Genomic DNA, 15,491 nt, shown 5'->3' on the forward strand with positions numbered 1-15,491 from the left:
TAAATCGTCGGAAATAATTTCCAAAAGATCTTAAGAATCCCTTATTTTAAAGGGAGATTGAAGGATTTCACTAGGCAAATCCAAAAAATATGGTAAACTGTACCATGAACATTTCGGAGGTGAGAGAATGCTGAACGATACGATAGCGGCGATCTCTACCGCATTGCAGGACGGCGCGATTTCGGTGATCCGGATCAGCGGCCCGGACAGTCTGGCGATTGCCGGACGACTGTTCAGCCGCCGGGTGGACGATCAGCCGACACATACCGTCCGGTATGGCTATATCATTGATCCCATCAGTAAGGAAGCTGTCGACGAGGTGCTGCTGACGGTTTTCCGTGCACCGAAAACTTTTACACGTGAAGACGTTGTGGAAATTAGCGGGCATGGCGGACGCTACATCACTCGGCGGATTCTGGCGCTGGTACTGGCGGAAGGCGCGCGGCTGGCCGATCCGGGGGAATTTACCCGCCGGGCCTTCTTAAACGGACGCATTGATCTGACGCAGGCCGAAGCGGTCATGGATATGATCGACGCCGATTCTTCCCAACAAGCGCAGCTGGCGATTCAGGGCATCCGCGGCAGTATCCGCCGTCTGATCGAGCCGCTGAGCGAAGCGCTGCTCAACATCATCGCCAACATCGAGGTCAATATCGACTATCCGGAATATGAGGATGCCGAACAATTAACCTGGGAAAGCGTTCTGCCCCAGGCGCGGTCCTGGTTAATCCGGATGGATGAAATCCTGCAGCGCGCCGAGAGCGGCCGCATCATGAAAAAAGGCGTAAAGACGGTCATTCTGGGCAAGCCAAACGTCGGCAAGTCGAGTCTGCTCAACGCCCTGTTGGAGGAAGACAAGGCGATTGTGACTGAGATCGCCGGGACGACCCGCGACCTGGTTGAAGGGGAAATCCATCTGCGCAACGTCACGCTTCATCTGATCGACACCGCCGGAATTCACCAAACCGAGGATCGTGTGGAACAGATCGGGATCGAACGTTCCATGAAGGCGCTGGAGGAAGCGGAACTGATCCTGATCGTGCTGGACGCCAGCCGCCCGCAGGACGACGAGGACCGCCGCCTGCTGGATCTGACCGAGGGCCGCAACCGGATCGTCGTTGTTAATAAAAAAGATCTCGCGCCGCAGGCGGAGGATCGTTCGGGTACAATTTCTATCTGTGCCGCGCAAAATCAGATTGAACCGTTGATCGATCAGATCAACCAACGCTACGAACACCATCACGCGATGCTGGAGCTGCCGTCGCTGGCGAATGAGCGTCAGATCGCGCTGGCCCGTCAGGCCCGTCAGTCCATGGCGCAGGCCGTCAACGCGCTGCAGGAAGGCGCGGAACTGGATTTAGTGACAATCGACCTGCAGGCCGCCTATATGGCGCTCAAAGAAATCGTCGGTGAAGCCAGCCGGGAAGACCTGCTGGATGCGCTGTTCTCCAAGTTTTGTTTAGGAAAGTGAGGAATCATTCATGAAATTATTTATCAACCGTGTTATCGCTTTGATTATCGACAGTCTGTTGATCGGAATTCCGGTCGGCATTATCGAAATGGCGTTCTCCTTAATCCGCTGGATTTTAAGCTGGCTGCCGTTTCTCCATCATTTCCGATTCCTGTTTTCGACATCGTTTTTGTTCGTGATTGTCTATGCTTTGTATGAGGCGGCGATGGTTTACTTCGCCGGCGGTACCGTTGGCAAGCTGATCATGAAGCTGGAAGTCGAGAAGGAACAGGGGTCGCTGTCCTTCGGCGACTGCCTGATCCGCGGGGTGATGAAGGCGTTCTCGCTGCAGATCTGGATTCTGGGTTTGTTCTCCGCGATTCTCGCGTATTCCGATCAGCACAGCTCGCTGCATGACCGGATGGCAGGCACCTCGGTATGGGAAAAGCTTTAGGCTGGATAGATTCGCACTGTCATCTGACCTGCGCGGATCTGATCGGCGAGGCTCAGGATGTTCGCCAGCGGGCGCTGGATGCCGGCGTCGCGCGGATGATGATCGTCTGCTGCCGGCTGGAAGAAGCGGAAGCCGCCTTGAAAATGAAGGCCGAAGACGCGCGTTTTGACGTCGCGGTGGGCTTTCATCCCAGTGATTTGCGCGATTTTACGGAAGAAGACTGGCATAAACTCGAAACTCTGGTCTATAATGAGAATGTCACGGCCGTCGGTGAGATCGGCCTGGACTATTATTGGGATAAAGACAATCATCCTCAGCAGCAGGCGGCGTTTATCCGTCAGATCGAGCTGGCGAACCGGGTCAACAAACCGATTCTGGTCCACAGCCGCGACGCGATCGGCGATACGCTGGCCCTTCTGCGCGAGCATCCCGTTACTCGCCGCGGGATCATCCATTGCTTCAGCTCCAGCCGGGAAATGGCCAGGGAATTTGTCAAGCTCGGCTACATGATCGGTCTGGGCGGACCGGTCACGTTCAAAAACGCCAAGACCCCGAAAGAGGTGGCGGCGGACGTGGATCTGGCACATTTGCAGATTGAAACCGATTGTCCTTATCTGACGCCCGTTCCTTATCGGGGAAAACGGAACGAGCCGATGTATCTTCCGCTGACCGCGAAAACCATTCTGGAATTGCGCGGAATGGAGGAAGAAACGTTGAAACAGAGTCTTTGGGATAACTATCAAGCTTTATTCCACCCGCAAGACGAACTCTGAAATAAGAGAAGAGTCTACGATCTCTGGTGAAAGGAGGAAAATAAAATGAAAAAAGCAGTGCTTTTTGGAATTTTAGTATGCTTGGGTCTGGGCATGACCGCATTGATCATGATCCCGGAAGAAGTCAAGACACCACTGATCCTGCAGACCTTTAGTTATTCGCGAGCCGCGAGCGAAGAACCGCTTCCGTACCGGACAGCGCAGGAGACGATCACGACGTTTCTGGAAGCGCAGGATACCGTATTTGTCCATCCCGAGGAAATTCCGGAAAACGGCGTTTCCTGGATGATCTCCAAAACGGACGACGGAAGTCCGAAGGTTCAAAACGATACCTATGAAATGACCTACGACCAGGAGGGCAACTTGTTGTCGCGTGTCCTGGTACCCTATTCCACAGAAGTCATCGAAGCTCGGCCGATCGTTATGAGCTATGGCTCCGAGGTCAAGGAGGAAGCGTATTTCTATTCCAGCCGCGTGACTTCCTATGGGGCGGATTGCGTCGGGTGCGGCGGGGGAACGCCGGCCGGCATCGCGATCAGCACGACCGGGGTGCGTCAGTCTGACGGTACATGGAAAGACGGGATTACTTACGACGGCTATTATCTGATCGCCGCATCCTCAACGCTGCCGTTATGCACGTTAGTGGAAATCAGCGATCACAAGTTCAACGGTCAGGGGCTGACGCCGGGAGAACCTTTCCTGGCAGTGGTGGCCGACCGGGGCGGCGCGGTGCAGGGATCGACGATCGACCTGTTCACCGGATCAGAATATTATCCAAGCGTGCGCAACGGGAAACGCTCCAACGTCAAAGTTTCGATCGTGGACTTCGGCCGCAAACGGGCCAACGGCTGCCGCTTCAACTGAGAGCGTTGAAGGCAGGCGCGGGCGCGGCTAAATAAAATCAAACCAGGCATAAGAGAACGAGGGCATTCTGCGGGGCAGGATGTCTTTTTTATTTTTTGCAAAGCGATTTTTATTTTCCTTCTTCATTATCCTTATTTTATACTTTTGTATGAAGCAATGGGAATTTTAAGGAATTTTGTTAAAAGGAATTAAGTTGAATACAGAAGAAAGATTTGCATCAGGGGGAATACCGTTGAATTTTCAAGCCGATATTCTGGGGTGTCTATTGCAAATCAACTGTGTCTATTCTATAATAACAGTGGAGGAAGAACGATGCGCATATTTCTGAATTCCAGCTCAAATGATCCGAATTATCTGCAGATCGAAAACGCGATTCGATCGGCAATTTGTCAGGGACAGCTGCGTCCGCAGGATCAGCTGCCTTCGATCCGCCAGCTGGCGAAACAGCTGCAGGTGGCGATCATCACCGTAAAGCGGGCGTATGATGATTTGGAACAAGCGGGGATGATTGAGACACGTCAGGGCAAGGGCTGTTTCGTTTGTCCGCTGGATGTTCAACGGGTACAGGAACAGGCGGGAGCACAGCTGATCGAAGAATTCCAGGCGACACTGGATAAGGGATTGAAGCTGGGACTTACGCTGCCGCAGATCCAGACCTTGTTTGATCAGGCACAAAAAACTGTCATTCAGGAAAAGAGGGAGAAGTTATGACTGAAAACGCGATTTCCGCAGAGAATCTGCGGGTGCATTATCCGGACTTTGATCTTTTCATTGATCATTTTGACTTGCCATGCGGTTATGTCATGGGCTTGATCGGCCGCAATGGAGCGGGAAAAACGACGCTGATTGAAGCGTTGCTGGACAGTACGCCCGCACGTGCTCAGCATTGCGCGCTGCTGGGGATGCGGATGGATCAGAACGAGCGGCAGATTAAAAATCAGCTGGGCGTAGTCAGCGACCGGTTTGTATTTCCGGATTCCTACCATGCGATGAAGCTGATGCGCCGGATCGGACCGTTTTACGATCAGTTTGACGAAGTTCTGTATCATACGCTGCTCAACCGGTTCCGCTTGCCGTTAGGCAAACCGTTCGGCGAATTCTCAGCGGGGATGAAAGTGAAGCTTTCGATTATCTTCGCTTTATCGCATCATCCCAAGCTGATGATTCTGGATGAGCCGACGGCGAATCTTGATCCGGTGTCGCGGCGGGAAGTGCTGGATCTGTTATATGAGTTCATGCAGCAGGAGGATCATTCGTTATTATTTTCCACGCACAATACAGCGGATCTGGATAAAATCGCGGACTATGTGACCTGTCTGGAAAACGGCCATGTGAAGTTCTCCGCGTCCAGGGAAATTTTGATGGAGAATTGGCAGCATTTCCGCTGCGAAGGAAAAATGCCGAAGGAAATGAAGGATTTTGTGCTGAAACCGAAACCGACGGAGACCGGCTGGGAAGGCATGTGTACCCAGGCGGCGCAGCTGCGGCATCTTCCGGTAGTCTTTACCCCCGCGACACTGGAAGAAATCATGTTGGCGCAGGATCTGACGTATGAAGAATTCTGATCGGCTGCATCTGGCAAGGGGGTATTGGTTTCAATGCAACGGCGGTCTGTTGGGGATGGTCATCTTCTCCCTGATTCTGACTTCGGGGAGTGTTGCGCTTGCCCTGTTTCCGTTGTTGTTCGGCGCGATCATTTTTACCAATAAAATGCTGGACTGGCGTGATGGCGAGGAGGAAGCCAGCGGAAGGATGCTGGAGACGCTGCCGCTTTCCAACCGGGATCGCAAGATCATTCTGCTTGTTACAGTAACGATGACCTGGATCGGCTTAGTCGGCGGCTGCGGTCTGGTGATGAATATGCGCCGTCCGGGATTGACCGGTGTCTTGGCGTGGATCGCCGTTGTTTTCTGGGCGATGTATGGCTGGATTGTCCTGCGTTGGGAGAAAGAAAAACAAGCGCTCAGTACCTGGAAAACCGCGATGATTTACAATGCGCTTATTTTAATCGTTGTCATCGGTGCGCTGGAAATCAGTAATAAAGCGTTGTCTTTATCGTTAATCCTGGCTGCGGCGGTCGTGCTGGCTCTGACAATCGGATTAACCCGCATCGAATTGATGGGAAAAGAGAAGCAGGATTCCTTCGACAAGCTGGAATTTCCGGGTATTTCTGAACCACTGCGCGGGATTCTGGATTTGGCGGAAATCAGGCTGCATGGCAAAAATCAACGCCGGCGCACCCGGGATCAGGGTCTTCAACTCTTGGTGGCCTTGCTCTTCCTGATCTTTCTGAACGGAAGCTATGTCTATCTGGTGTTCTTTGTCGGCGACTTTGCGGCCAGCTGGCAGCTGACGAAAAAGTTTCAAAGCGGAGGTTATGCGTTGAACCTGATCCCGGCCTCGCGGAAAAAACGGCTGGCAGGTCAGCTGATCGCGCAGGGCTTCGTGCTTGGAAGTCTGTGGATTATGGATCTGATCATCCTGGGAACGCAGCTGTTCATTCCCTTCGGCAGCCTGGCTCTGCCGCTGACCTGGAAGGCTGTTTGGATTTCGCTTTGCGCCACACTGGCGTTTGTCGCGTATAGTTTGACGTTTGGGTCTGGATATGACCTGGATAAGGGATCGATCTGTTATTTCTTCGGATTCTTTGCGGTCAACCTCGGTGCGGCAGGAGCGTCGGCGGGAGCCTTGTTATTTTTGCATTCGGGCTGGTTCTGGACAGGCTTGTTGCTTATCAGTCTGATTCTGATTGGAAGATGGCTTGGAATTCAGGCCAGACGGGGAGCGCTTTAGTTTTGCCGAAGTTTTTAAAGTGAAGAAGTTTTCTGCGGATCAAAAATCCCGGGAAACTTCTTTTGTTTGTTCAGCATCTATTTTCCTCTTTTTGGAACATCACGAATAAGGAAACAGTTTTACGGTTTTTCTGATCGGAGATTTTCAGATCAGGTTTGACGGAGATTGAGAGAGAATTCAAGGTGAAAGTCGGAATTTTAGGATAAAATGACTGTTTTTCCACATGGTAAAGCGCTTACATTTCACATAAAATGAAGTCAAAGGAACGTAAAGGAGGAAATATGAAAAAACTGATTGCGATTCTATGTGCTCTACTTGTATTAGGCGGATGTAGTTCTACTCCCAAGACTGATAATCCAAACACCGGTGAAACCAAAAGTAATAAACTGGTTTTATACACACCAACTGCTCAGGATAATCTGGATGTCATGATTCCAGCTTTCGAAGAGAAATATGGAATTGAAGTAGAAACGGTGACAGCGAGTTCAGGCGAAATCTATTCCCGTATTCAGGCGGAAAAAGATAATCCCTATGCCGATGTGACATGGCTTGGCGAATATTACGTCGTCAGCGATACCAGTTATTTTGAAGAATATATTTCTGAAAATGACAAGGATATGGGCGATTTCAAGAATGCAACCGGTTATGCTACGATTGTTGACTACAATGTTCCAGTTATTCTTTATAATAAGAATCTGGTCAGCTTTGAAATCAAAGGCTATGCCGATCTGTTGAATCCGGAGCTCAAAGGTAAGATTGCCATGGGGAATTCCGCAAACTCATCTTCTGCTTACAATCATCTGGAAAACATGCTTCTTGCGATGGGAAAAGGCTCGACTAATGATGAATTGGTAGAATCACAGGAAGGCTGGGATTATGTTGAACAATTTTTAACTCAGCTGGATGGAAAAATTATTGATAGTTCCGGAACCATTCATAAAGGTGTAGTCTCTGGCGAATACGCTGTAGGATTAACCTGGGATACACCGGCACAGACCTATTTATCGCAGGGAATTGACAATATCGGTGTTGTTTATATGGAAGAAGGCGTTGTTCCTAAAATGAGCTGCGTCGCAGTAATCAAAGGCGCAAAGAACATGGAAAATGCCAAGCTGTTTGTTGATTTTATGTCCAGTGAATATGGTCAGTCATTAATGGGGACAGAAGTTACAGGGGCCAATGCGGTTCGTCCAGGTGTGAAACTTGCAGATTACAAGCAGGATATCACGAAAGTAAAAACAATTAAAATTACCAGTCAGTGGTCTTCTGAAGCAAAAGAAAAAATTGTTGAACGATATACTGATTTATATACTTCTATTTTTGAATAATCAAGACCTTGAATCATTACCGATGGGAAATAAGGAATCGAATGGGAGTTCAATTCCTTATTTTAAATAAGGAGAACAACGATGAGTGTAGCTATAAATATCGAACATGCTGTAAAACGTTTCGGCGATAAAACAATCATTCCTGACCTCTGCCTGCATGTCAAAGAAGGCGAATTTTTTACACTGCTGGGATCCAGCGGCTGCGGCAAAACAACCTTGCTCCGGATGATCGCCGGGTTTAATACTATTGAAGGCGGAGATTTTTACTTTAATGATAAGCGAATTAACGATCTCCCACCGCATACGCGCAATATTGGGATGGTTTTCCAGAACTATGCAATCTTTCCGCACATGAGCGCGGGGAAGAATGTAGGATATGGCTTAAAACAAAGAAAAGTGAAAGAACCAGAGCTGTCCCGAAGGGTGGACGAGATGTTAAACGTCGTGCAAATTTCGGATTTGAAAGACCGGATGCCTTCGAATATGTCTGGCGGTCAGCAGCAACGAATTGCGCTGGCAAGAGCGATTGTCATCCAACCGGATGTCCTGTTAATGGACGAACCACTGTCCAATCTGGACGCCAAGCTGCGGATTGAGATGCGCTCAGCAATCAAGGAAATTCAACATCAATATAAAATTACGACGATTTATGTTACACATGATCAAGAAGAAGCTTTGTCCATGTCAGATCGCATTGCGGTCATGAAGCACGGCGTTATCCAGCAAATTGGCACACCTGTAGAAATTTATGCCCATCCGAAGAATTTATTCGTCGCGACGTTTATCGGACAAAGTAATTTATTGAATGGAAAAATCGTGATACGGCAGAATGAAAAACAGGTAATGTTGGAAGATGGCGAAATTCTTGCGACTAATCGTCTGATTGATGCCTGCAAAGAAGCGCAATCCGTTCGAGTTTGTGTGCGCCCTAATGAAATGGATTTCAGTAATAGCGGAGTTAAAGGGACGATAATGGATCGGACATTTTTAGGGACGACAATGAAATACGATATCCAATTACCCAACCAACAGGTGATAGAGGTATCGAAAGATGCGCGTGAGAAGATCCACGAAATTGGCGAAGATGTCCGGCTTGCGTTTGATCCTCACCATGTCAATATCTTTGATCAGGAAACTGAACTTTCCTTAATGAAAGAAGCGGTGTAGAATATGCGCACCCGGAAATGGAAAATTGACGGCTGGACGCTGATCACATTACTTTGCTTCGCCTATTTTGCGTTTTTCTTCATTTATCCAATTTCCCGTATTTTTATTGGCAGCATTTATGACTTTGATACGGGTGTTTTTTCATTGGCAGCATTCCAAAAGTTTTTTTCAAAAAGTTACTATACAAATACAATAATCAACAGTGCCAAGGTTACAACGACCGTAACCCTGTTAACAGTGATCTTTGGTTCGGCACTGGCTTACATTACACGCACGGTCAAGATTCGATTTAAAGGCGCGCTGGATATCGCAATGATCATCTCTGTCCTGTCCCCTCCTTTCATTGGCGCCTATGCCTGGATCGTCTTGCTGGGGCGGGCCGGAGTTGTAACAAAGGTATTCAATCAATTCTTTCATGTGACGCTGCCGGGTATTTATGGTTTTTCAGGAATCCTGCTGGTATTTACGATCAAAATGATTCCGCTGGTTTATTTGTATGTAACGGGGGCTTTAAAAAATATGGATAATTCCTTAAATGAAGCCGCTGAAAGTCTGGGATGTGTTGGGATCCGGAAAATATTTCAGATTGTTATTCCGCTGATTTTGCCGACGATGCTGGCATCAGGCTTACTTGTGTTTATGCGGGTGCTGGCGGATTTCGGAACACCGATGCTGATTGGAGAAGGTTATCGTACACTGCCGGTTTTAATCTATAATTCGTTTGTTGGCGAAATGGGAAGGGATAAAGCATTTGCGGCCGCAATCAGCGTGATTATCGTTATTTTTACGACAATCATTTTCCTGCTCCAACAGTATATTTCCAACCGAAAGACAATAGAGATGTCGGCGCTGCGTCCGATTGAGCCTCGCCCTGCTCGTGGAATAAAGAATGTCCTGTCACATTTGTTTGCCTACTTATGTGCTTTTCTGGCAGTCCTTCCGATCTTTGTTGTATTGGTCAATTCTTTCCAGAATACCAACGGCATGTTATTCGTGGAAGGATATTCGTTCAACAGTTACCGTAAAGCATTCTCGTCGATGGGAAATGCGATCCGCAATACTTATGTATTCTCTACAGCCGCGATCATTCTGATTGTGATTATGGGTGTGCTGATTGCCTATACTTCCGTACGCCGCAAAAGCAAACTGACAAAAGTATTGGATACAATTACAATGTTCCCGTATATTATACCGGGTTCTGTTATGGGCATTGCCTTGCTTCTGGCCTTTAACAAAAAACCTTTTTTACTCAGCGGATCCGCAATGATTATTATCGCAGCCTACGTCATTCGGCGACTGCCTTATACAATCCGTTCCAGCAGTGCGATTCTTCATCAGATTAATTTGAATGTTGAAGAAGCTTCGCAAAGTTTAGGTGCCAACCGATTTGAAACTTTTATCAAGGTTACGCTGCCCATGATGTTCTCCGGTGTTATGTCTGGTGCGCTGATGAGCTGGGTATCCATCATCAGTGAGCTGAGTGCATCAATTATGTTATATGTAGGCGGAACAAAAACGATGACCATTGCGATTTATACGGAAGTTATTCGTGGTAATTACGGTGTTGCCAGCGCGCTTTCTACAATTTTGATTTCTTCCACTATTGTTGTTTTACTGCTGGTGTTTAAAATTACCGGTAAGCGTGAGATTGAACTGTAAATGATTTGATATAATGAAAACATAGTAAGGAGGAGCTGTATGGAAGAAATCTGCTTTCCTTATCATAAAGTGATTCAACAGAAGCTGGTTAGATCCATTTTGATCCCGGTGGCAATATCGGGATTCTGCCTGTTGGTTTTCACTCCTTTTCTGTTGATTTTTCTGATGACAAATCAGACAGCTGACGAAGCCAGACAGGCTTCAGAACAACTTACAGAGAATTTTCAGGCTTACCGTCAGGGAATGGAAGACATCCGCAAGGAACCCCATATCCGATCTTTTTTAAAAGAAGGAAAAGATGCTATCGAAGTATATCAGATTTTATATTCTCTGCGTAACCGTCTTCCGCTTGAGGCCTATTTTGATCTGGAAAGTCGGGATGGGCAAGTGCTTGCGACTCACAAATCACCGATCCCGGATAATCGGGGAAATCCCGTCCTGCACTATGAAATTGATGAACATTCAGGGATTATTGGAAGTACAACGAATTCCGGAATGATGACGACGGATCCGATTGTTTTTACACTGGCTTGCAGTATCAGGGATGATGAACAAACTTTGGGATATCTGTTTTATCACTTCACACAGAGGCAGCTGAGTTCAATTTTAAGTCGTGTCAGTTCCGATTTTGTCTTAATTAATCGAAGCAAGCGTGTCCTGCTCAGCGAAGATCAGAAATTCATCCCCTATCAGCGATTGGATGAAAAACCACTCTTCTGGAAGTTGGTGCAAATACAGGGACAGACAATGCTTAAACAACAGATTGAGCTTCCTCTGTTTGGGTTATCGCTCTGCATCCTTAAACCGCTGGAATCCGTTTATGCTTTAATGCGGATGGAATTAATTGTATACTTACTGGTATTTGCGTTATGTGCGATATTCATCAATAAGATCAGTCGGATGACGGCGCGGACGAGTCTGAGGAGTGTTGATAACCTCTTCCTTTCTTTGCAAAATTACGCGCAAAGTGGCAAACTGGAATATCTGCCGGTAGAGGAAAATGAAATGCGTCCGATCGCTCAACAGTATAATCGCATTCTTGATGAGGTTAAGCAGTTGATTGATCAAAATGATGAATTGCAGAAGCAGACGCGGATTGCACAAATCAGACAGCTGCAATCTCAATTTAATCCTCACTTTATTTTCAATACGCTTGATACGATTAAATATATGATTATGTTTGATCAGGATAAAGCGGAAGATATGATTGTCAGATTATCGAAATTACTACGCTACTCGCTTGATGCCTCCGAGGATTCTATGGTTGATCTGGATCAGGACCTTGCCTATATTGAGGACTATCTGCAGCTGCAGAAAATCCGTCTTGGCGATTCGTTCCTTTATACAATTCAAGCTCCAATCCACTCGAATCTGAGGATTCCAAAGATGGTGATCCAGCCCATGATTGAAAACAGCTTGTCCCATGGATTTGTTCAGGATAGACCATTTCATCTGGATATTCAGATCGTACAAAAAGCGGAAAAATTACAAGTCATCGTTAAAGATAATGGCGAAGGCATGGACGCTGCCCAGCTTATGCGAATTCGTGAAAATCTTGATTCGCTGCATGAGGATTACCGACATATCGGAATTATGAACAGTCACAAACGAATTCGACTGCATTTTGGAAACGGCTGCGGAGTACAGGTCGACAGTCGGCTGCATGAAGGAACAACGATAACAATGACCATGCGTGCAGTGGGAGGAAAAAAGGATGATTAAAATTTTAATCGTAGAGGATGAAATTATTTTGCGTCAGGGTTTTCGTCAATCTTTGGATTTTTCCCGTTTAGGTTGTCAGATATGCGCCGAGGCACGGAATGGAAAAGAGGGATTGGAAAAGATTTATCAGTATCATCCTGACATTGTTTTTACAGATTTAAAGATGCCGGTGATGGATGGATTGGAAATGTTGCGTTTATCAAAAGAACAAGAACAATATGAAGCTGTGATTTTAACAGGATATGGAGAATTCAGTTATGCGCAGGAGGCGATTTCGTTACAGGTTGCAGAATATCTTTTAAAGCCATTCAACAGGAAAGAACTGGAGAGCGTTCTGATCAAACTGATAGATCGGATCCATAAAAAACAGACGGAAACAGGAGCTTCGCTGCCTCAGTCTGTACTTGAACTGATGACGATTCCAGAGGGGTGTTCAGATTATGTTTGTCGAGCTGCTCAATGGATTCAGGATCATTTTGCATCGCGTCTGCGGGATGAGGAAGTAGCAGAACGCATGGGTGTCTCTGCTGATTATCTTAATCGGTTATTCCGTCAGGAAACCGGTCTGACATTGCATCGCTACCTCATTCATTATCGCATCGCTCAAGCTTGTTTGCGGATTCTTGAAGGAAAAGATAAAATTTATGAGGTTGCCGAGCAAGTTGGGTTTAATGATTATAAATATTTCTTCCAAGTCTTTACACGATTAATTGGTGTTTCGCCAACGCAATATAAGAAGAATCATCCGTAGACATTTGATTAATAAATAATCATACTTTAAAACCGCCGATAGTTCAGGCGGTTTTTTTGATGACGCAAGAATTTGAACTTAAAACTGAGAAATATCAAATAAATAGCGGGTATTTCTTTATCATCTGGGAAAAACGGAATGACTTTTGATTCTTGATTTGGTGGTTATCCCAGACTATGATAAAATAAAGATCGGAATGAGGAACAGATATGAAGATCAAGGAAATTATCGTCGTTGAAGGAAAAAAAGATACGGCTAATTTAAAACGCTGGCTGGATGTGGACACGCTGGAAACCAGCGGCACCGGTCTGAGTGAAGCGACGCTGGAACAGATCCGCCAGTGGGCAACGACCCGCGGCGTGATCATCTTTACCGATCCGGATACCCCGGGCGATCAGATTCGCCAGCGCATCAACAATGCGGTTCCCGGCTGCAAGAATGCTTTTCTGCCCTCGGGTAAGGCGTGGGAAATCGTGCGCGGAAAACGGAAGGTCGGTGTGGAACATGCCGGGAAACAGGAAATTCTGGCCGCTTTGGAGCATTGCCTGACTTATGAAGCGGATGGGGAAAATACGCTGAGCTGGTCGGAGTTTGTAGAGCTGGGATTAACCGGCCTGCCGGACAGCGCTCTGCGGCGCAGGGAAGTTGGAAACCGATGGCATGTCGGTGAAGCCAATGCCAAGACGTTGTGGAAGCGTCTGAATATGCTGAAAATCACAAAAGCGATGTTGGAAGAACGGAGGGACGCCGGTGAATAAGCCCATTGCTACAATGGCCAGAACGAATGAAATCTTAGCGAAATATGACCTGTACGCAAAAAAGAATTTTGGTCAGAACTTTATTATCGAACCGGGAATCGTGGAAAAGATCGCGCGGTTATCCCAGGCGGATGCGCGCAGCGCCGTGATCGAGATTGGTCCGGGGATCGGCGCTCTGACGGAACAGTTAGCGAGAGTGGCCGGACAGGTGCTGGCGTTTGAGATCGACGACCGCCTGATCGAGGTGCTGGCCGATACGCTTTCCGATTACCCGAACGTTGAGGTCAAACATCAGGACTTTCTGGAAGCAGACCTGAATGCGACGGTGGCGAAGCTGAAAACGCAGTCGGATCAGGTTCTGGTCTGCGCCAATTTACCGTATTATATTACGACTCCCATCTTATTTAAAATCTTTGAAAGTAAGGCGGATATCCCGGTGATCACCGTGATGATGCAGAAGGAAGTCGCCGACCGCTTCACCGCCGCGGTTTCGACGAAGGATTACAATGCACTGAGCGTGATCGTGCAGTATCAGTATCAGGTTCAGACAGTGATGAAGATTCCCAAGACGATTTTCAATCCCCGCCCGGCGGTGGACTCGGCCGTCGTGCAGTTTACCCGCAAACTGCCCCAGCGTGCAGCACGGGATGAAGCACAGTTCTTCGCGCTGGTCAAAGGGTGCTTCAAACAGCGCCGCAAGACGCTTTACAACAACTTCCGCGAATATCTGCAGGATAAGGATGAAGCTGCCCGACTGTTGAAGGAAGCTGGCTTACAACCTTCGCTGCGGGCGGAAACGATGACGCTGGATCAATTTCTCGATCTGTATGAGGTGACGTATGAAACAAAGAGCTTACGCGAAAATTAACCTCTGCCTGGACGTCGTGCGCCGGCGAGAGGATGGGTATCATGAACTGGAAATGATCATGGCCCCAGTGAATCTCTACGATACGCTGAACTTTGAATTCAGCGACGAGCTGCGTTTACAAAGCAATGTGCCCTATCTTCCGTTAGACCGGCGGAATACGATTGTGAAAGCGATCGAGCTGCTTCGTGAGGAATATGGTTTCAAGGAGAACTTTGAGATCACGCTGCAGAAGCACATTCCGACGCAGGCCGGCATGGCCGGGGGCAGCACGGATGGTGCGGCGGCGATCCGGGCGCTGAACAAGATGCTTCAGCTGGGAATGGATAATGAGAAGATGGTCGAAATCGCCAAGAAGGTTGGAGCGGACGTGCCGTTCTGCCTGCGCAGCCGCCCGGCGTTTGTGACGGGCATCGGCGAGAATCTGGAACATTTCCGCGTGCATACGCCGTTTTATCTCTTGTTAGTGAAGCCATATAAGGGTGTGTCCACGAAGGTGGCCTTTGAAACGCTCGATTTCAGCTGTGCCGAACATCCTGACTGCCGCAGGATGCGCGAAGCGTTGATCGGCAACGACTATGACGGTGTGCTTCAATCTCTGGGCAACACGCTGGAACAGAGCGCGTTTAAGCTGGTGCCGCAGATCGCGACGATCAAGCAGGAGCTGTTGGCGCTGGGCTTCGACGGGGCGCTGATGTCGGGCAGCGGATCGACGGTGTTCGCGTTAACACGCGATCCGGAGCTGTTGGAAAAAGGAGCGGCGGCGATGCGGAAGAAAGCGGCGTTTATCCGCAAGACGGAACTGCGGCCGCAGGAAGAGTTTCCCTATAAGCGTTATGACAGGTAAATTCAGAAGAAAAGAATGATTGCTTACTGCAAAACTGGGATTGATCGCAGAGGTTGGAAA

General features: G+C 48.0%; 15 protein-coding genes. All 15 read left to right on the forward strand.

Translation table 11 applies throughout. From position 1 onward, the window contains the following. The first annotated feature begins 127 nt into the window (after window positions 1–127). The 15 genes from mnmE to I2G61_RS07215 all read left to right on the forward strand — a co-directional run bounded on the left by mnmE (window position 128) and on the right by I2G61_RS07215 (window position 15,431). Entirely contained in the window at window positions 128–1,471 is a 1,344-nt protein-coding gene (gene mnmE / locus I2G61_RS07145; RefSeq protein WP_195548084.1) for a tRNA uridine-5-carboxymethylaminomethyl(34) synthesis GTPase MnmE, read from the forward strand. A 10-nt stretch (window positions 1,472–1,481) separates the two neighbouring features. Continuing rightward, a complete protein-coding gene (locus I2G61_RS07150; protein ID WP_072685118.1) occupies window positions 1,482–1,904 on the forward strand; it encodes an RDD family protein in 423 nt (140 codons plus the stop codon). Further along, a complete protein-coding gene (locus I2G61_RS07155; RefSeq protein WP_195548085.1) occupies window positions 1,889–2,677 on the forward strand; it encodes a TatD family hydrolase in 789 nt (262 codons plus the stop codon). The genes I2G61_RS07150 and I2G61_RS07155 overlap by 16 nt, the downstream gene beginning before the upstream one ends. 45 nt (window positions 2,678–2,722) lie before the next feature. Then, the gene (locus I2G61_RS07160) at window positions 2,723–3,541 is read left to right on the forward strand and encodes a hypothetical protein (RefSeq protein ID WP_195395534.1); all 819 of its coding nucleotides are present in this window, start codon (window positions 2,723–2,725) and stop codon (window positions 3,539–3,541) included. Window positions 3,542–3,853: 312 nt separating this feature from the next. Continuing rightward, window positions 3,854–4,252, forward strand: a complete 399-nt coding sequence (locus I2G61_RS07165; protein WP_195395535.1) for a GntR family transcriptional regulator — start codon at window positions 3,854–3,856, stop codon at window positions 4,250–4,252. After that, window positions 4,249–5,106: an ATP-binding cassette domain-containing protein gene (locus tag I2G61_RS07170; RefSeq protein ID WP_195395536.1), complete on the forward strand. Its 858-nt coding sequence runs from the start codon at window positions 4,249–4,251 to the stop codon at window positions 5,104–5,106. The genes I2G61_RS07165 and I2G61_RS07170 overlap by 4 nt, the downstream gene beginning before the upstream one ends. Continuing rightward, the gene (locus tag I2G61_RS07175) at window positions 5,093–6,334 is read left to right on the forward strand and encodes a hypothetical protein (RefSeq protein WP_195548086.1); all 1,242 of its coding nucleotides are present in this window, start codon (window positions 5,093–5,095) and stop codon (window positions 6,332–6,334) included. Before I2G61_RS07170 ends, I2G61_RS07175 begins: the two co-directional genes overlap by 14 nt. A gap of 281 nt (window positions 6,335–6,615) precedes the next feature. Next, complete coding sequence (locus I2G61_RS07180; RefSeq protein WP_072685112.1) at window positions 6,616–7,662, forward strand: extracellular solute-binding protein; 1,047 nt, start codon at window positions 6,616–6,618, stop codon at window positions 7,660–7,662. Between the two features lie 81 nt (window positions 7,663–7,743). Then, window positions 7,744–8,829 (forward strand): ABC transporter ATP-binding protein, encoded by a 1,086-nt coding sequence (locus tag I2G61_RS07185; protein ID WP_072685111.1) that lies wholly within the window; start codon window positions 7,744–7,746, stop codon window positions 8,827–8,829. Between the two features lie 3 nt (window positions 8,830–8,832). Further along, window positions 8,833–10,488 (forward strand): iron ABC transporter permease, encoded by a 1,656-nt coding sequence (locus I2G61_RS07190; protein WP_072685110.1) that lies wholly within the window; start codon window positions 8,833–8,835, stop codon window positions 10,486–10,488. A 39-nt stretch (window positions 10,489–10,527) separates the two neighbouring features. Next, window positions 10,528–12,210: a sensor histidine kinase gene (locus tag I2G61_RS07195; RefSeq protein ID WP_072685109.1), complete on the forward strand. Its 1,683-nt coding sequence runs from the start codon at window positions 10,528–10,530 to the stop codon at window positions 12,208–12,210. Further along, a complete protein-coding gene (locus tag I2G61_RS07200; RefSeq protein ID WP_072685108.1) occupies window positions 12,203–12,961 on the forward strand; it encodes a response regulator in 759 nt (252 codons plus the stop codon). Before I2G61_RS07195 ends, I2G61_RS07200 begins: the two co-directional genes overlap by 8 nt. Window positions 12,962–13,170: 209 nt before the next feature. After that, window positions 13,171–13,719 (forward strand): ribonuclease M5, encoded by a 549-nt coding sequence (gene rnmV, locus I2G61_RS07205; protein ID WP_072685107.1) that lies wholly within the window; start codon window positions 13,171–13,173, stop codon window positions 13,717–13,719. Further along, entirely contained in the window at window positions 13,712–14,587 is an 876-nt protein-coding gene (gene rsmA, locus I2G61_RS07210) for a 16S rRNA (adenine(1518)-N(6)/adenine(1519)-N(6))-dimethyltransferase RsmA (RefSeq protein WP_072685106.1), read from the forward strand. The genes rnmV and rsmA overlap by 8 nt, the downstream gene beginning before the upstream one ends. Next, on the forward strand, window positions 14,559–15,431 hold the full coding sequence (locus I2G61_RS07215; protein ID WP_072685105.1) for a 4-(cytidine 5'-diphospho)-2-C-methyl-D-erythritol kinase: 873 nt from the start codon (window positions 14,559–14,561) through the stop codon (window positions 15,429–15,431). The genes rsmA and I2G61_RS07215 overlap by 29 nt, the downstream gene beginning before the upstream one ends. Window positions 15,432–15,491: the final 60 nt, after the last annotated feature.

Origin of the sequence: Holdemania sp. 1001095H_141210_F2, from assembly GCF_015558105.1 — a bacterium.
Classification (GTDB): domain Bacteria; phylum Bacillota_I; class Bacilli_A; order Erysipelotrichales; family Erysipelotrichaceae; genus Holdemania.